Raw genomic sequence first — 15,635 nt, 5'->3', positions numbered from 1 at the left:
AAGGAATGCGCAGGACAAACCTTCCGGACCATCTGACCACGGGCTCGTTTTCCTTGCGCGCATCGGACAAGGCCGGCGTGACCCGCAAGCGCACTGCTGCCAAGGATTTGGTGACAGTTTCCCGCGGTGTCAGGGTGCCGGTCTTGTTCGGTGCCTCCGGGGCGGCAGCCCTACGGGCTTACACAGACCTGGATGACGCCTCTGTGCTTGTCATGCTCAGTGCCGCACGGCTGTGGAATGTCCCGCTGCCCGGCTATGTCAGTGGCGATTGGCGGATTCACCTGGCCCGCCGGAGGGGGTTCAGTTTTCCCCGGCGGGTCAATGTCTCAGGGCACCTCCTCACTTTCCTTCCGGAGGAGACGGTTGAGTACGACGGCGTCCGTCTCACCTCGCCGGCGCGGACGTGGCTGGACTTGGCAGCGTTGCTTACCGTGGAAGATCTGGTTGCAGCGGGCGACTCGCTAGTGTGTTCCCACGGTCCTGATTTCCCTGTGCCTAAGGACGCGATATGCAGCATCGAGGAGTTACGGGAGATCGTGGGGCGCCACCCTGGGATGCGCGGAGTGCGAACGGCACGGGCAGCATTGGAACTCATCCGGGTCGGCGCCGACTCGGCTCCGGAAACCCACATGCGGTTGGCATTGATCGACGCGAACCTGCCTGAACCTGAACTGAACCACGTGGTCCGCAATCACCTCGGCCTGCCAGTCCTGTGGCCGGACGCTGCGTACCTCGAGTGGAAAGTCTCGCTTCAGTACGACGGCCAACACCACGGCGGCGCCGAACAACACCTCAGGGACATCGAACGCCAGGAACGCTCCCTGGCATATGGCTGGCTTGAGGTCCGGATCTCCAAGCACGACCTCGAAGGTGAGAGACCCGCCGTCGTACATAAAGTCCGCCGGGCGCTCCAAAGCCGCGGATGGAAGTAGCGCCGAGGTGGCACTTAAACCCCATGTCTTGCCGCAACATGGGGGTTAAATGCCAACTCGGCGGAAGTGTTAAGAACCACCAGTGACCCGAAACACGGCGTCCCGGTGGATATCGCTAGGATGGGTGCTAGCCGTAAGCGGTCTACTCCAGGGTTACCAACCCACAGACGAATTCAGCATAGGAGTCACCATGCCCATTGCAACCCCAGAGATTTACTCCGAGATGATCGACCGCGCAAAGGCTGGCGGATTCGCTTTCCCCGCGGTCAACGTGACGTCGTCGATGACTCTGAACGCTGCGATCCGCGGTTTCGCCGAGGCCGAATCCGACGGCATCATTCAGGTTTCCACCGGTGGCGCAGCCTACTGGTCCGGCGCTTCGGTCAAGGACATGGTTGCCGGTTCCCTCGGCTTCGCCGCGTTCGCCCGCGAAGTTGCCAAGAACTACAACGTCAACATCGCCCTCCACACGGACCACTGCCCGCAGGACAAGCTTGCAGACTTCGTCCTTCCGCTGCTCGCGGCTTCCGAGGAAGCTGTTAAGGCCGGCAAGGACCCGATCTTCAACTCGCACATGTGGGACGGCTCGCACGAGACCCTCTCCGAGAACCTGCGCATCGGCCGCGAGCTGCTGGAACGCGCTGCAGCTGCCAAGATCATCCTCGAAGTTGAAATCGGCACTGTGGGTGGCGAAGAAGACGGCGTTGAGAACGAAATCAACGAGAAGCTCTACACCACCACCGAAGACGCCCTGGCCACCATTGAGGCCCTCGGTGCCGGCGAAAACGGCCGCTACCTCACCGCACTGACCTTCGGCAACGTGCACGGCGTGTACAAGCCGGGCAACGTGAAGCTCCGCCCCGAGCTGCTCAAGCAGATCCAGTCCGAGGTTGGCGCCAAGATCGGCAAGGAAAACCCGTTCGACCTCGTGTTCCATGGTGGCTCGGGCTCCACCGAGCAGGAAATCGCTGACGCCGTTTCCTACGGTGTCATCAAAATGAACATCGACACCGACACTCAGTACGCCTTCACCCGCCCCGTTGCCGGCCACATGCTTGCCAACTACGACGGCGTCCTGAAGATCGACGGCGAAATGGGCAACAAGAAGACCTACGACCCCCGCGTCTGGGGCGCTTCCGCCGAAGCCGGCATGGCCGCGCGCATCGTCGAAGCCGCGCAGCAGCTCGGATCGGTTGGCAAGACCTTCTAATGTCCGACGAATTCCGGAAGAACCTGATGGGGCCGGAGCCCACGCTCCTGCCCGCCGAAACCGAGATCTACCAGCACCTGGCACTCGGCAACGAAGCGCTGGACCTGGTGGCGAAGAACCCCACGTCGTCTCTTCTGTGGGCCATCCTCGCGGAGGAAGCCTGGGCGGAGGGCCGCACCATCGAGTCCTACGCCTACGCCCGTGTTGGCTACCACCGCGGCCTGGATTCCCTGCGCCGCAACGGTTGGCGCGGTGTCGGACCCATTCCGTGGGAGCATGAGCCCAACCAGGGCTTCCTGCGTGCGCTCTACGCTTTGGGTCGTGCCGCTTCTGCAATCGGCGAAGCTGAAGAGCCGGAGCGGATCGAGAAGTTCCTGAACGACTCGGACCCGAAGGCCAAGGCAGCGCTCGAAGCCCGCTAGGGACTCAAGCAAACAACGACGGCGACCCTCACCCAAAAGGCGAGGGTCGCCGTCGTCTTTAACCCAAGTAAGTAGCAGCAGAGCGCGTTTTGACCGCTCAAAACGCGCTCTGCTGCGACCTAGTTGGGTAGCCGCGGCCGCCCCAACGGAACCACCAGCGGTGTGTGGGTCACGGGGTCCTCGATGATCCTGCAGGCCATCCCGAACACTTCTTCCACCAAGGACTCGGTGATCACGTCCGCGGGAGGGCCCTCGGCTACCACCCTGCCGTCCTTCATGGCGATGATGTGGTCCGCGTAGCGGCTGGCGTGGTTGAGGTCGTGCAGCACGGCAACCAGTGTGTGGCCCTTGTCCAGGTTGAGCTCGCGGAACAGTTCCAGCAGCTCGATCTGGTGGGCGATATCAAGGAAGGTTGTTGGCTCGTCCAGAAGCATGAGCGGGGTCTGCTGGGCGAGGACCATGGCCACCCACACGCGCTGCCGCTGGCCGCCGGACAGTTCGTCCACGAGGCGCCCGGACAGGGCCGCGACGCCGGTGGCCTCCATCGCTTCAACGACGGCAACCTCGTCGGACTCGGACCATTGCCGCAGCAGCCTTTGGTGCGGATAACGGCCGCGGGCCACGAGGTCTGCCACGGTGATGCCATCGGGTGCGATGGACGACTGCGGGAGCAAACCCAGGCGCCGTGCGAGTTCCTTGGCGGGCAATGACGTCACCGATTTCCCGTCCAACAACACCTGTCCGCTGCGGGGCTTGATCAGCCGGGCGAGGGCGCGCAGCAGCGTGGATTTGCCGCAGGCGTTGGGACCGACGATCACGGTGAACTGCCCCTCGGGGATGCGCACGTTGAGGTTCTCGGAGATGATGCGCTGCTCGTAGCCGATGGTTAATGCCTCGGCGTGGAGCTGCGGCGCAGCAGTGGTGAGGCTCATGATTTCCTTGCTTCCCTGGCCAGCAGCCAGACGAGGTAGATACCGCCGATGCACACCGTCACAACGCCCACGGGCAACTGGATCGGAGCGAACAAGCGTTGGGCCGCGAGGTCGCTGGCCACCAAGAGGAAGGCGCCCATCACCGCGGAGGGCACCAGCGTGATCCCGGCGCTCCGGGTGAGCCGGCGGGCCAGTTGCGGTGCGGCGAGGGCTACGAACGCGATGGGTCCGGCCACGGCGGTGACTGCCGCCGTCAGTGCCACGCCAAGGACCAGCAGCAACAAACGGGTGGGTTCCGCCCGGACGCCTAGGGCGCGTGCTGCGTCGTCGCCCATTTCCAGGAGTTGCATCCGGCGTGCGACCGCCAGCGTGGCCAAGCCAACCACAACAACCACGACGGCGGCAGGCGCCGCTTGCTCCCAAGTGATGCCGTTGAGGGACCCGGCACCCCAGACAGCTGCAGCCAGGGCGGCCTCAAGCTCGGCCTGCAGGATCAGCCAGTGGTTGAACGCGGCCAGCATCGCACTGATTCCGATGCCCACGATGATGAGACGGAAACCCTGGGAACCACGGCGGTAAGCCAGCAAATAGACGGCCAGCGCCGTGAGGATGCCGCCGACAAGGGCTCCTGCGGCGATGCCGAGGTAGCCACCGCCAACGGTCAGCATCACGATCAAGGCTCCCGTGTAGGCGCCCGTGTTGAAACCGATGATGTCCGGGCTGCCCAGGGGGTTGCGGGTCATGGACTGGAAAATGCCGCCGCTCATTCCCAATGCCGCGCCAAACGCCAGCGCCGCCAGAACGCGGGGGAGTCGCCATTCCATGACGATGGTCTGGGCGAGCCCTGGTGCGTCGCCGGTGAAGGCCTGCAGGACTTGGGCGATGGTGATGTCGTAGTCGCCAGTAGCGAGTGACACCACGGCCACAGCAAGGGCCGCGAGAACCAGTGGGATGCAGACGAGGATGCTGCGTACATCGAAGCGGAGGCTCAGCGAACGGTTGCGGACCAAGACCGTGGGACGGCCAAAGTCGACGCGGCTCCCTGGGTCTAAGCGCGTCATAGCCCACTCACCTTCCGCCGCCGCACGAGCGCAATAAGCACCGGCGCACCAATGAAAGCAGTCACCACACCTACCTGAAGTTCGCCGGGTGCGGCAACTCTGCCCACGACGTCCGACACCAGCAGCAGGCTGGGGGAGAGCAGCACGGTGGTAGCCAGGATCCACCGCTGGTCCGGCCCCACGATCCAGCGCGCGATGTGCGGAATCATGAGCCCGACAAAACCGATCGCTCCGGCGCCAGCGGTTGCTGCACCGCTGAGGAGGGTGATGGCCACTACGCCCAGGACGCGGGTGCGGTGGACGTTTGCACCGAGGGAAGTGGCGAGGTCGTCGCCCAGCGCCACAGCGTTGAGCCCGCGGACACAGAACAATGCGACAAGCAGCCCCACGCCCATGAACGGTGCCACTGTCATGACAGACTCCATGCTGCGGGTGTCCAGCGAACCGATGCTCCACGAGCGCAGGTGGTCAAAAGCCTTGGGGTTCAGCAGCGTGAGTCCGGACCCGATACCCGTAAGGACAGCGCCCAACGCAACTCCGGCCAAGGTCAGCCGGATCGGGTTCACTACGTTCCTGCCGGATGTGCCGATCAGGTACACGGCCGCAGTGGTCAGGATGGCGCCCGCAAACGCGAACCAGATGTAGCCACTGAGGGATCCGACCCCAAAAACGCCGATGGCAATCACAATGGCAAACGATGCACCCGCGTTGACGCCCAGGATGCCCGGATCGGCTAACGGATTCCGTGTGATCGCCTGAATGAGCGCGCCGGCCACGCCCAACGCAACTCCAACGGCGATGCCCATCAAGGTGCGCGGCAGGCGGCTATCAAGGATGATCGCGTGGTCGGCGGTGTCCTGCGGGTTGGTGAACGCTTCGAGGACCGTGGACGCCGGGATGAACTTGGCGCCGACACCCAGGCTCAACACCACTGCACCCAGCAGGACTGCCGCCGCAAGGAGCAGGAAGAGGATCCGCCAGCGGGATTTATTGACGACGCCGTAACTTGCGGCCGCGCTGTCTGCTGACGGGGAGGCGGTGAGTGGCTCGCCGGCCTGTGGCTTGGGAGCGCGAGCCATCAATGGGGACACAACAAGGGACCATTCCGGAGAGGTGGGGCAGAAATAAGGCGGCCCTTTCGTGACTGTTGTCACAACGTCACGGAAGTGTGCCTTAATTAGGTTAGCCTTACCCAGTGAAAAATGACGATTTTGAAGTACAGCCGCGTAAGGCTTCTCGCAGTGCGCAAACTTGCGATGAAGGTAGCCGGTGCCGCCGTAGTGGTTGGCCTCCTCGCGGGCTGCGGCACCAGCGGTGGCTCCGGTTCCACCGCGGGCAACGCCGACGTTGCCACGGGTGGTTCCAAATTCACCACAGCAGACCAGGAAACGGCCAAGCTCGGCACGGACGCTGCCCCTGGCGTTTTCCCGCGCACGCTCAAGCATGCTAACGGTGAGACCACCCTGGAGAAGAAGCCCAGCCGCGTCGTGGTCCTCGACACCGGCGAGTTGGACGACGTCGTAACCCTCGGCATCACGCCGATAGGCATGGCGACCACTGAAGGCGCCAACCCTGTCCCCACCTACCTGGCTGACAAGGTCAAGGATGTGGCCTCGGTCGGCACCATCCAGGACCTCAACCTTGAAGCGATCGCGGCGCTGAAGCCGGACCTGATCCTCGGCAGCCAGCTTCGCGCCGACAAGCTGTACAAGCAGCTGTCCGCCATCGCTCCCACGGTCTTCAGCATCCGCCCCGGCTTCCCGTGGAAAGAGAACTTCCTCTTGGTGGGCAAGTCCCTGGGCGAGGAAGACAAAGCCGTCAAGGCCCTCAACGATTACCAGACCGAAGCCGACGCCCTCAAGGCAGACGTGAAGGGCGACCCCAAGATCTCCCTGGTCCGCTTCCTGCCGGGCAAGATCCGCCTGTACGCGAACAAGTCGCTGATCGGCGTCATCCTGAAGGACGCAGGCTTGGCTCGTCCGGAGAACCAGAACATTGATGAACTTGCCGCCGAGATCTCGGCCGAGAATATCGAGCAGGGCGATGCTGACTGGATCTTCTACAGCAGCTACGGCGATCCCGCGGCCACCGGAGAAACGTCCGTGGTCGAAGGTGCCGTGTGGCCCAAGCTTGGTGCGGTCAAATCCGGCCAGGCCAAGGCCGTCAGCGACGACGTCTGGTTCCTCGGGCTCGGCCCCACAGGCGCGCAGCTGATCCTCAAGGACCTCCGCAGCATGCTGGTCGGCTAACGCCGCCGCCCCAACACAAGCACCCAACGACGACGGCGGCCCTCACCAAAAAGGTGAGGGCCGCCGTCGTATGTTCGTTGTGAGGCCCGGCCTGCGCGCTTACCCGGAGATTTGGTGCGCAAAGCAGGCCCCGCAACGGGTTGGTAACTAGGCCTTGCGGGGGATACCCGTGCGGGCCATGGCCTCGGCGTATGCACCGTGGATGGCGTCCAGGTATTCCTGCTGGCGGGCCGGAGTGCCGGCGAAGGAGCGGCCACCGAGCGAGCGGACTTTGAAGGCCTTGAAGCCGCGGCGGGCGATGCTGGCAGGTGCGGCCTTCATGAGCTGGTCGGCCAGGCGGTGTGCCTCATTGCCGTGTGCCACCAATGCCGACGTGCGCGGCAGGAGCTGGAGGAGGCGAAGCAAGGGCTTGAGGCCTTCAGTGATGTTGGCCGGCGTCAGCTTGCCCGGTTCCTCGGTGGGCTCGATCCACGGGTAAGCATTCCACGGAATCATGAGCTCGGGCCGGAGTCCAAGCTGCCACTGCATGCCCAGCATGCGGGTGTTGGCCTCTTCATCACCCGGGGTGATGAAGCCCTCGCCGGACGAGGTGCGCTGATTGGAGAAAAGGCTGACGATGCGGCAGTCATCCATGCTGTGTGCGGGGTCGATGTAAAGGACCTCGCTGCCCGGCTTCTGCTCCTTGATGGAGTCGCACAGCTCGTTGACCTCGGCGATGTGCGGTTCGTAGCGGCGGTTCCAGAGGATTTCTTCAGGTGATTCAGTCGCCAGTTCTTGCATCAGGGGTTAGGTCTCCTAGGTGTTACAGCGCACCGTTCCAAGGTGCTGCGGGCATGCCGCAGCCAAACCTCAAAGGGTGCTGTTGGGGGCTAACTAACCTTACCGGACTATAGGGGTGAACGGGTGCTGCTCCGGCGCGCCTCTTAATGCGACACGGCGTGTTGCCCTGGAAACGTGGCAGGCGTCTCGACGGCGGCGGGTAGCTCTCGACGGGGGTAGACGGCTTACGCATGCTGAACAACAAGGCGCTGGCCTGCCTTAATGGCGACAAAGTGGTTTGCAGTTCCACCCCAACGCCGGCCAAACACCAGAGAAACCTTTGCAATCGGCTAAACTTGGCTGGTAAGAGCCCCGAAACTCTTGCGTATGCCCTGCCTGTGGCAGGTCTGCACCAGTTAGCGTCGGGGCATTCTCATGTACGGCGTCTCGTCCTGGTCATCCGGCTGGGTCCAGGCCCGAAAGAATGGGGGAGGATCCCATGCCCGCTATCGTGATCGTCGGAGCCCAGTGGGGCGACGAAGGCAAAGGCAAAGCAACCGATCTGCTCGGTGGCCGCGTTGACTATGTGGTCAAGCCCAACGGCGGTAACAACGCCGGGCACACCGTGGTTGTCGGCGGTGAGAAGTATGAGCTGAAGCTCCTTCCCGCGGGCATCCTGAGTCCCAACGCCATTCCCATTATTGGCAACGGCTGCGTGGTGAACCTCGAGGCACTCTTCCAGGAAATCGACGGCCTCGAAGCCCGTGGCGCGGACACGTCCCGCCTTCGCGTCTCGGCCAACGCCCACCTGGTTGCTCCGTACCACCAGGTCCTGGACAAGGTGACCGAGCGCTTCCTGGGCAGCCGCGCCATCGGTACCACCGGCCGCGGCATTGGCCCGGCGTACATGGACAAGGTGGCCCGCCTGGGCATCCGGGTCCAGGACGTCTTCGACGAGTCCATCCTCCGCCAGAAGGTGGAAGGCTCGCTGCGCCAGAAGAACGAACTCCTGGTCAAGGTTTACAACCGCCGCGACATCGTGGTGGACGAGATCGTGGAGTACTTCCTGTCCTTCGCTGAGCGCCTGCGCCCGCTGGTTATCGACAGCACGCTGGAACTCAACAACGCGCTGGACGAGGGCAAGGTTGTGCTCATGGAAGGCGGCCAGGCAACGTTCCTGGACGTCGACCACGGAACCTACCCGTTCGTCACCTCGTCCAACCCCACAGCGGGCGGCGCGTCCGTTGGCTCCGGCATTGGTCCTACCCGCATTTCGCGGTCCATTGGCATCATCAAGGCCTACACCACGCGTGTTGGCGCCGGTCCGTTCCCCACGGAACTGTTCGACGAGATGGGCGTTTACCTGCAGAAGACCGGTGGCGAGTTCGGCGTGAACACCGGCCGTCCCCGCCGCTGCGGTTGGTACGACGCCGTGCTGGCCCGCCATGCTTCCCGCGTCAACGGCTTCACGGACTACTTCGTGACCAAGCTGGACGTCCTCACGGGCATCGAGCAGATCCCGGTCTGCGTTGCCTACGATGTTGACGGCGTGCGCCACGACGAAATGCCCATGACGCAGACCGAGTTCCACCACGCAGTGCCCATCTTCGAGTACTTCGACGGCTGGACTGAGGACATCACCGGCGCCCGCACCCTGGAAGACCTCCCGGAGAACGCGCGCAACTACGTCTTGGCCCTCGAAAAGCTCTCCGGCACCCGCTTCTCAGCCATCGGCGTCGGCCCGGACCGCGACCAGACGATTGTTGTTCACGACCTGATCAACGACTAGGTTCTACGGATTTACGACGGCGGCGGGTCACCTTGGTTGCGGTTTCTAGGGGTCGTTGCAACACCTGTTGGTTAGGTGGTTAGTAGTAAATCACGTAAACGCTCGGCTGGGGTTTTCCAGCCGAGCGTTTTGCGTGGGCGGCCGTTGAGTTCCTGGGCGACGTGTTCGAGGTCTTCCGGACCGTGGACGGACAGGTCGGTGCCTTTGGGGAAGTACTGGCGCAGCAGTCCGTTGGTGTTTTCGTTTGAGCCGCGTTGCCAGGGGCTGGCAGGGTCGCAGAAGTAGACCTGCATGTCGGTGGCGAGGGTGAAGGATTTATGGGCGGCCATTTCCGAGCCCTGGTCCCAGGTCAGGGATCCGCGCAGGTGGGCCGGTAGGGTGGCCATGGTCTTGATGAGGCCGTCACGGACGGTTTCGGCGGTGTGGTCGCCTGGGAGGTGGACGAGCATGACGTAGCGGGTAGTGCGTTCGACCAGGGTCGCGATCGCGGACTGGTTATTGGCGCCGGTAATGAGGTCGCCCTCCCAATGGCCCGGGACGGCGCGGTCTTCGATTTCGGGCGGACGCTCGGAGATCATGAGCATAGGGTCCACGAACCGTCGCGTGCGTTGTTCGCCGGTCGTGTGTGGTTTGCGGCGGGTCCGGCCGGTGCGCAGCGCTGCCTGCACTTCGCGTTTGAGTCCGCCCCTGGCCTGGAGGTAGAGGGCCTGATAAATGGTTTCTGGGCTCACACGCATCTCCGGGTTGTCGGGGAACTCTTCGATCAGCGTGTTGCTGATCTGTTCCGGAGACCAGCGTATGAGCAGCTTGTCCTTGACATAGTCCCGCAACTCCGACTCACCGGCCAGTTTGGCGGTCTTGGGACGTGCCCGCCGGAGCAAGGCTCGCCGGTGTGCCCCATGTGGCAGGTAACCCAGCCTGCCGTCGGTATTGCGGGCCAACTCACGGCTAATGGTCGAGGGCGAACGGCCCAGGACATGGGCTATCGCCCTGAGCGAGGATCCCGCCGCTTGCAGATCCCGGATCAGTTCCCGTTCCTGAACATTGAGGTATCGCGGGTCGACGGGCTTCTCTAAGGCCGGGACCGGCACCAGCGCCCTTTCGGTTGTGCCGGTGGAAGAGGTCATGGTGGTCACACCACGTTTGTAATCGACTACGCGCCCATCAGGGTAAATGCGTCGCCCGCCGGACTTCCGGATTCCACGCTCCCACTCCCGGGCGGTCTTGGGATTGACGCCCACGGCGGAGATGGCTTCGCTTCGGCTCATCCCGATCCCACGCAACTGGAGGAATTTCTCCCGCCGGCCGGATCCTGGGGCCTTGCTGGCAATTCCCGCTTCTCCAGCCCAACGGTGGCAGGTATTGACGTTCAACCCAAGTTCGGCGGCGGCCAGAGTCACACTCTCCACACGCCGAAGGACCAAGAGGAACTCTTCCTTCTGTCTTGGCGTGTATTGCATCCTGACGGCCTGCTCGTTCCGGATGCCGGCCTTCCGGCACCACTGGTAACAAGTCATCCGATTCAGCCCAAGCTCCGAAGCTGCGGCGGTGACACTGCCAAGGCGATCAAGGGCTTGGAAGAACTGAGCCTTCTGCTCAGGCGTGTACTTCCGGCGGTTTGCCGGTTCGTTCGATAAAGACGACACGGTCGTTGCAACTCCCAAAAATTCCGGGTGTTGCAACGACCGCTAGAACCCCCCGGTTCCTCACGGAACCGAGCGGTGGCCCGCCGTCGTCGTTTCCGGTTTGGGGACCCGACTCGCCGGCCGGGAGGATGGGCCGGACAATCTGCGCCGGCGAATGACGTACTCGGCCACCGCCAAGTTAATGACCCAGGATGCACCCATGAGCCCTGCCCTCGTTGTCTCGTCGGCGGGGCCCGCAACCAGCATCCACGACAGGAACACGAAGGCTTGTGTTCCCGCGCCCAGTGCGATTGCGTACGCACGCGTCATCCACGCGCCGTGCGTGGCGTAGTCCCCCCGGCGAATCGCAAAGAGACCCAGGATAATGCTCGTAACCATGGCGGAACCAAAGACCAGCCGAAGAACCAGGAGGGCCTCGCCGTCACCCTCTGGTAGGGCGTAAAACATCGACATCCACAAGCCGGACAAACCAGCGAGCAGGCCTGCCGGCACAAGGATCCGTCCGGCCATTCGGTGCCACGACTGCCTGCCTCGTCGAAGTGTTGGGACGAACTGAAAAGCCCCGAGCAGGCTGTATACCGTGACAGTGACGATGTGCGCTATCACGGGGATGGGCGAAGCGAAGAACCTGGCGTTCTGCGGAGTGACGTTCGCGCCGCCCGTCAGCTCGCTGAGGCGCGCCGCTCCGGCAATCACCGGGATGAGGCTGAGGATGATCAACGCCACGGGCACCGCCCATTTTGTGCGAGGGCCCCGGAAGGAGGGGGTGGTTTTTGGTGTCATGACGCTGCCTTGCGAGTAGGAGGTGTACGGCGTACACCTTTGTGATTGCTAGACTAGGTGTACGCTGTATACCTGTCAATCCCTAGGCTAAGAACTTGGCAGTATTTTCGGAAAGGCGATCCCCATGACCCAGCCGGCGGAGGCAGTCCGACGTTTACCTCTGAACCGTGACCGCGTGCTCCAGGCGGCCATTGGGCTCGCGGACGAGGTGGGTATCGAGGCGCTCAGCATGCGTCGCCTCGCCCAGGAGCTGGGCGTTGTTCCGATGGCGCTCTACAAACACGTCGCCAACAAGGAAGAGCTCCTCGACGGCATGGTGGACACTATCGTCGGCGAGATCAACCCGCCCGTTCCGGATGCCCCGTGGAAAACAGCGGTCCGACTCCGAGTGCTTTCCGCCCGACAGGCACTCCTGCGGCATTCCTGGGCCCGCCCTGTGATTGAATCCCGCACCAACCCGACGCCGGCCGTACTTGCATACATGGACGGCTTCGCGGGGATGTACCTGGCTGGCGGACTTTCGGTGGATCTTACGCACCATGTCATGCATGCCATGGGCAGCCGAATGTGGGGCTTTACCCAGGAGGTCTTTGATGACTCGGCGGGGCAAGACGCGAACGAGCAGCAAAGGGTATCGGTGGAAGCCCGGGCTGCCATGGCACGGCAGATGGCCGAGAAGTACCCGAATCTCTTGCAGATCGCTGTAGCGGCAACGCATGACGACGAGTCCGTTGTCGGGAACGGCTGCGACGACCAGTTCGAGTTCGAGTTTGCCCTCGACCTGCTCCTTGACGGATTCGAGCGACTCCACGAGCGGAACTGGACGTCAAACGGCTGAACGCGCTGCGAAGCCAATTCGGAACCTGCGAACGATTAGTCTCGAACACATGGAAGAACTGATCGCCGGCACCCTGGAGAAGATGTTTGAAGGAACCGTCTGGGCCGAGGGCCCCCTCTGGATTCCGCAGTCGCAGACCGTTCGCTGGAGCGACATCCCCAACAACAGGACCCTCGAGTTCTCTCCTGCCACTGGCGCCACACGCGAGTACGCGACCGGCGTCGAGTACACCAATGGGCGGACGCTCCACCCCGACGGGAGTGTGGTGCAGTGCAGCCACGGCCGCAGGCGCGTGGAGCGGGACCGCGACGGCGTGGTGACGCCAATCGTTGAAGCGTTCGGTGAGCGTCGGCTCAACTCGCCCAACGACGTTGTGGTTGGCGGCGACGGCGCAGTCTGGTTTACCGATCCTCCCTATGGGATCCTGCCCGGGACGGTGGAGGGACATGAGGGCGAGCAGGAATACGGCGGTTGCTACGTCTTCCGCTTCGACCCTGCCAAGGAAGAGCTGACGCCGGTGGTCACGGATCTGGTGCACCCCAACGGCCTTGCGTTCTCCCCGGATGAATCACTTCTCTACGTTGCGGACACGGCGGGCCGGGCCCACGGAGTGCCGTTCCGGATCGCTGTTTACCCAGTTGAGGGCGGTGCGTGCGGAGAGGGCAGGACTTTTGTTGAGCTCGAAGACGACGCGGCTTCGGACGGTTTCCGCGTCGACATCGAGGGCCGGGTGTGGACCTCCGCGGGAGCGTCCGTCCGGGTGTATTCCCCGGACGGCGGCTTACTGACTGCCGTCGACGTTCCGGAACGAGTATCCAATCTCTGCTTTGGCGGGCCGGATGGGCGCGATCTCTACATCACGGCCACGACGTCCCTGTACCGGCTGAGGACGTCTACCCAGGGATGCTAGGCCCAATCTCCTCGGCCCGATAGCCTTGAACACAGCACCAGCACTGCAATCAAGGGAGTGATGGACATGTCCGGAAGCAACCCCGATCCGTATGAGGACAAGATCACCGGCCTGGAGCCGGGCGGGGGAGTGCCCCCTGGAGAAACACCTCCCGGCGAGGCTTCAACAGCCGGGCCCCAGGGGCACGACGAGGGCGGTCCCCGGAAGGGCACGCAGTTTCTGTGGTTGGCAGCCATCGGTGCCGGCGTTCTCCTTACCTTGCTGTTCTTCATCGGCTACATCGTGGGCTTCTTCGACTAGGCGGCAGGCCGGCGTCGAGCCTCTTCGGAATACGCTGCGCTAAATGGGAGTTGGCGCTCATATGAAGGCAATAACTTATAGCGAATACGGAAGCCCGGATGTCCTTGAGCTGACAGAGCAGCCCATGCCTAAGGTTGGGCCGGGCATGGTCCTGATCAAAGTGAAAGCTGCATCCGTCAATCCGGTGGACTGGAAAATCATGGCGGGGTACCTCGACTCATTCATGGATCTTCAATTCCCGGCGATCCCCGGCTGGGATGTTGCGGGTGTTGTGGAAGCTGTGGGTATCGACGCTCCCCACTTCGAGCCCGGTGACGAAGTTATCTCCTATGGCCGCAAGGATTACGTCCACGGTGGCAGTTTTGCCGAGTACATCGCCCTGCCCGAGCGACTGCTTGCCCGCAAGCCGGAATCATTGGAATGGAACGAGTCGGCAGGGCTTCCCTTGGCAGGGCTCACCGCTTTCCAGGTCCTCAACCGCTTGGGTCTCACCTCGGGCGAGACCGTGCTGATCCACGGCGGATCCGGCGGAGTCGGCTCCCTCGGTATTCAAATCGCCGTGGCGCGTGGCGCGAAGGTGATCGCCACGGCGTCCGGGAAGAACCATGACTTCCTGCGGTCCTTGGGTGCCGAGCCCGTTGCTTATGGTGAGGGGCTCGCTGAAAGGGTGAAGGCGCTGCGTCCTGGAGGAGTGGACGTCGTGGCCGACTTCGTGGGCGGCAATCTTGAAGCAACTTTGGAGGTGCTGGCCGAGAATGGACGGCACGCTTCCATCGCCGACAGCGAGGTAGAAGCCCATGGCGGCACGTGGATGTGGGTGAATCCCATAGGCGCCGAGCTGCAGCAACTCGCTGACCTGGTGGACGAGCACAAAATCCTCGTGGAAGTGGCGCAGGCCCTCCCGTTGGCAGAGGCGGGGGACGCCTTCCGGCTCAATATGGAGGGCCATACCCGCGGAAAGATCGTGGTCACCGTCCCGTAGGTCGGTCTGCCGCTTAGCTTAGGCGGTGGCCTCCCCGGAGTCCCCGCCCATTGCGGCAACCAGGCGTTCCCGTGCCCGCCCCAGGTGTTCGTCGAGCAACGCGGCGGCTGCGTCGGGCTGACCGGATTCGATGAGCTCGAGGATCTTCTGGTGTTCTGCATGAATCAATGAAGTGTCCAGTAGGTGCAGCGTCTGGACCCGGACCATGCACATGCGGACCTCTCCCACGAGCGAGCGGTACATACGGCTGATGCGCTGGTTGCCCACGGCATCAATCAAGCTGGTGTGGAAGCGCATGTCCGGTTCGACCACGTCCAAAGGAGCGCCGCTCTGCAGCGCGGCAATGTCGCGATTGGCCTGGACGGCCGCCTCCGGTACTTCCTTCTTTTGGGCGAGCCGCCTCAGCACCTCGCTCTCAAGGTACGCGCGGGCCAGGTAGATGTCGCGCACGGAGCCTGGTCCGAGCTCCACCACGCGCGCTGTCTTGTGTGTTCCCCGCTCCAGCAATCCCTCGGGGACGAGTTTTTCAATCGACGCCTTGGCAGTGGGGCGGGCTACCTCGTAGGAGGAGGCAACGTCTGTTTCCGTGAGCGTGTCGCCGGGGCGGAGGTCGCCGGAAAAGATGCGGCTCCGCAAGTCCGCTGCAATGGCGTCAACTATTGAAACTGCTGATACTCGGCCCGGCAACAAGGCCTCCTTGATGGCTCGAAGGGCTCTCTTTGCTTCAATCTTGCCAGACAAGTCTACAAGGCACGCTTGACGGGCATGTGTACTTGTTAGACAATCATAGGACGCGTTCCGGGAGCTTCCCGGCTGGAGCCT

General features: G+C 63.2%; 16 protein-coding genes. 9 read left to right on the top strand and 7 right to left on the bottom strand.

The genetic code is table 11. The features are described 5' to 3' along the window. Window positions 1-5: 5 nt before the first annotated feature. The 3 genes from AC0J5Z_RS21235 (at window position 6) to AC0J5Z_RS21225 (ending at window position 2,564) form a co-directional block, all read left to right on the top strand. The gene (locus AC0J5Z_RS21235) at window positions 6-932 is read left to right on the top strand and encodes an endonuclease domain-containing protein (protein WP_475036380.1); all 927 of its coding nucleotides are present in this window, start codon (window positions 6-8) and stop codon (window positions 930-932) included. Between the two features lie 190 nt (window positions 933-1,122). Continuing rightward, window positions 1,123-2,142 (top strand): class II fructose-bisphosphate aldolase, encoded by a 1,020-nt coding sequence (gene fbaA, locus AC0J5Z_RS21230; protein WP_475036379.1) that lies wholly within the window; start codon window positions 1,123-1,125, stop codon window positions 2,140-2,142. Next, window positions 2,142-2,564 (top strand): DUF3151 domain-containing protein, encoded by a 423-nt coding sequence (locus AC0J5Z_RS21225; RefSeq protein WP_011773312.1) that lies wholly within the window; start codon window positions 2,142-2,144, stop codon window positions 2,562-2,564. Before fbaA ends, AC0J5Z_RS21225 begins: the two co-directional genes overlap by 1 nt. Before the next feature lie 119 nt (window positions 2,565-2,683). Here the strand turns inward: AC0J5Z_RS21225 and AC0J5Z_RS21220 are convergent, their stop codons facing one another. Genes AC0J5Z_RS21220 through AC0J5Z_RS21210 form a run of 3 tightly spaced genes read right to left on the bottom strand, consistent with a single transcriptional unit; the run spans window position 2,684 to window position 5,636 of the window. Beyond that, window positions 2,684-3,496 (bottom strand): ABC transporter ATP-binding protein, encoded by an 813-nt coding sequence (locus AC0J5Z_RS21220; RefSeq protein ID WP_475036378.1) that lies wholly within the window; start codon window positions 3,494-3,496, stop codon window positions 2,684-2,686. Continuing rightward, the gene (gene fepG, locus AC0J5Z_RS21215) at window positions 3,493-4,557 is read right to left on the bottom strand and encodes an iron-enterobactin ABC transporter permease (RefSeq protein ID WP_475036377.1); all 1,065 of its coding nucleotides are present in this window, start codon (window positions 4,555-4,557) and stop codon (window positions 3,493-3,495) included. The genes AC0J5Z_RS21220 and fepG overlap by 4 nt, the downstream gene beginning before the upstream one ends. Beyond that, a complete protein-coding gene (locus AC0J5Z_RS21210; protein ID WP_475036376.1) occupies window positions 4,554-5,636 on the bottom strand; it encodes an iron chelate uptake ABC transporter family permease subunit in 1,083 nt (360 codons plus the stop codon). The genes fepG and AC0J5Z_RS21210 overlap by 4 nt, the downstream gene beginning before the upstream one ends. 123 nt (window positions 5,637-5,759) lie before the next feature. Between AC0J5Z_RS21210 and AC0J5Z_RS21205 the strand changes: the two genes are divergently transcribed. Next, window positions 5,760-6,806, top strand: a complete 1,047-nt coding sequence (locus tag AC0J5Z_RS21205) for an ABC transporter substrate-binding protein (protein ID WP_475036375.1) — start codon at window positions 5,760-5,762, stop codon at window positions 6,804-6,806. Between the two features lie 147 nt (window positions 6,807-6,953). Here the strand turns inward: AC0J5Z_RS21205 and AC0J5Z_RS21200 are convergent, their stop codons facing one another. Then, window positions 6,954-7,586 carry a uracil-DNA glycosylase gene (locus AC0J5Z_RS21200; RefSeq protein WP_475036374.1) on the bottom strand — a complete coding sequence of 211 codons (633 nt, stop codon included), beginning with the start codon at window positions 7,584-7,586 and terminating at the stop codon, window positions 6,954-6,956. A 478-nt stretch (window positions 7,587-8,064) separates the two neighbouring features. On the opposite strand from AC0J5Z_RS21200, the gene AC0J5Z_RS21195 reads away from it, so the two are divergent. Next, on the top strand, window positions 8,065-9,354 hold the full coding sequence (locus AC0J5Z_RS21195) for an adenylosuccinate synthase (protein ID WP_224094034.1): 1,290 nt from the start codon (window positions 8,065-8,067) through the stop codon (window positions 9,352-9,354). Window positions 9,355-9,425: 71 nt separating this feature from the next. Here the strand turns inward: AC0J5Z_RS21195 and AC0J5Z_RS21190 are convergent, their stop codons facing one another. Both AC0J5Z_RS21190 and AC0J5Z_RS21185 read right to left on the bottom strand, forming a co-directional pair. Then, the gene (locus AC0J5Z_RS21190) at window positions 9,426-10,622 is read right to left on the bottom strand and encodes an IS30 family transposase (RefSeq protein ID WP_475039797.1); all 1,197 of its coding nucleotides are present in this window, start codon (window positions 10,620-10,622) and stop codon (window positions 9,426-9,428) included. A gap of 438 nt (window positions 10,623-11,060) precedes the next feature. Then, entirely contained in the window at window positions 11,061-11,783 is a 723-nt protein-coding gene (locus AC0J5Z_RS21185) for a DUF2306 domain-containing protein (protein WP_475036373.1), read from the bottom strand. A gap of 124 nt (window positions 11,784-11,907) precedes the next feature. Between AC0J5Z_RS21185 and AC0J5Z_RS21180 the strand changes: the two genes are divergently transcribed. The 4 genes from AC0J5Z_RS21180 (at window position 11,908) to AC0J5Z_RS21165 (ending at window position 14,813) form a co-directional block, all read left to right on the top strand. Beyond that, window positions 11,908-12,621, top strand: coding sequence for a TetR/AcrR family transcriptional regulator C-terminal domain-containing protein (locus tag AC0J5Z_RS21180; RefSeq protein WP_475036372.1), 714 nt, complete (start codon window positions 11,908-11,910; stop codon window positions 12,619-12,621). Window positions 12,622-12,670: 49 nt separating this feature from the next. Next, window positions 12,671-13,531 (top strand): SMP-30/gluconolactonase/LRE family protein, encoded by an 861-nt coding sequence (locus tag AC0J5Z_RS21175; RefSeq protein WP_475036371.1) that lies wholly within the window; start codon window positions 12,671-12,673, stop codon window positions 13,529-13,531. A gap of 66 nt (window positions 13,532-13,597) precedes the next feature. Further along, on the top strand, window positions 13,598-13,831 hold the full coding sequence (locus tag AC0J5Z_RS21170; RefSeq protein ID WP_091465072.1) for a DUF6480 family protein: 234 nt from the start codon (window positions 13,598-13,600) through the stop codon (window positions 13,829-13,831). 61 nt (window positions 13,832-13,892) lie between these two features. Next, on the top strand, window positions 13,893-14,813 hold the full coding sequence (locus AC0J5Z_RS21165; RefSeq protein ID WP_475036370.1) for an NADP-dependent oxidoreductase: 921 nt from the start codon (window positions 13,893-13,895) through the stop codon (window positions 14,811-14,813). A gap of 18 nt (window positions 14,814-14,831) precedes the next feature. Here the strand turns inward: AC0J5Z_RS21165 and AC0J5Z_RS21160 are convergent, their stop codons facing one another. Beyond that, entirely contained in the window at window positions 14,832-15,500 is a 669-nt protein-coding gene (locus AC0J5Z_RS21160) for a GntR family transcriptional regulator (protein ID WP_475036369.1), read from the bottom strand. Window positions 15,501-15,635 lie beyond the last annotated feature (135 nt).

The sequence above is a fragment of the Paenarthrobacter sp. TRD_SC_7 genome (assembly GCF_056156245.1).
Note: the sequence above shows the minus strand (reverse complement) of the source record. Positions and strands in the feature narration are given on the sequence as shown.

Bases quoted from the DNA above. Each gene is read 5' to 3' on its own strand.
- AC0J5Z_RS21195 (WP_224094034.1), top strand. From the start codon at position 8,065: ATGCCCGCTATCGTGATCGTCGGAGCCCAGTGGGGCGACGAAGGCAAA.
- AC0J5Z_RS21185 (WP_475036373.1), bottom strand. From the start codon at position 11,783: ATGACACCAAAAACCACCCCCTCCTTCCGGGGCCCTCGCACAAAATGG.
- AC0J5Z_RS21210 (WP_475036376.1), bottom strand. From the start codon at position 5,636: ATGGCTCGCGCTCCCAAGCCACAGGCCGGCGAGCCACTCACCGCCTCC.
- AC0J5Z_RS21225 (WP_011773312.1), top strand. From the start codon at position 2,142: ATGTCCGACGAATTCCGGAAGAACCTGATGGGGCCGGAGCCCACGCTC.
- fbaA (WP_475036379.1), top strand. From the start codon at position 1,123: ATGCCCATTGCAACCCCAGAGATTTACTCCGAGATGATCGACCGCGCA.
- AC0J5Z_RS21180 (WP_475036372.1), top strand. From the start codon at position 11,908: ATGACCCAGCCGGCGGAGGCAGTCCGACGTTTACCTCTGAACCGTGAC.
- fepG (WP_475036377.1), bottom strand. From the start codon at position 4,557: ATGACGCGCTTAGACCCAGGGAGCCGCGTCGACTTTGGCCGTCCCACG.
- AC0J5Z_RS21170 (WP_091465072.1), top strand. From the start codon at position 13,598: ATGTCCGGAAGCAACCCCGATCCGTATGAGGACAAGATCACCGGCCTG.
- AC0J5Z_RS21205 (WP_475036375.1), top strand. From the start codon at position 5,760: ATGACGATTTTGAAGTACAGCCGCGTAAGGCTTCTCGCAGTGCGCAAA.
- AC0J5Z_RS21190 (WP_475039797.1), bottom strand. From the start codon at position 10,622: ATGAGCCGAAGCGAAGCCATCTCCGCCGTGGGCGTCAATCCCAAGACC.
- AC0J5Z_RS21220 (WP_475036378.1), bottom strand. From the start codon at position 3,496: ATGAGCCTCACCACTGCTGCGCCGCAGCTCCACGCCGAGGCATTAACC.
- AC0J5Z_RS21165 (WP_475036370.1), top strand. From the start codon at position 13,893: ATGAAGGCAATAACTTATAGCGAATACGGAAGCCCGGATGTCCTTGAG.
- AC0J5Z_RS21175 (WP_475036371.1), top strand. From the start codon at position 12,671: ATGGAAGAACTGATCGCCGGCACCCTGGAGAAGATGTTTGAAGGAACC.
- AC0J5Z_RS21200 (WP_475036374.1), bottom strand. From the start codon at position 7,586: ATGCAAGAACTGGCGACTGAATCACCTGAAGAAATCCTCTGGAACCGC.
- AC0J5Z_RS21235 (WP_475036380.1), top strand. From the start codon at position 6: ATGCGCAGGACAAACCTTCCGGACCATCTGACCACGGGCTCGTTTTCC.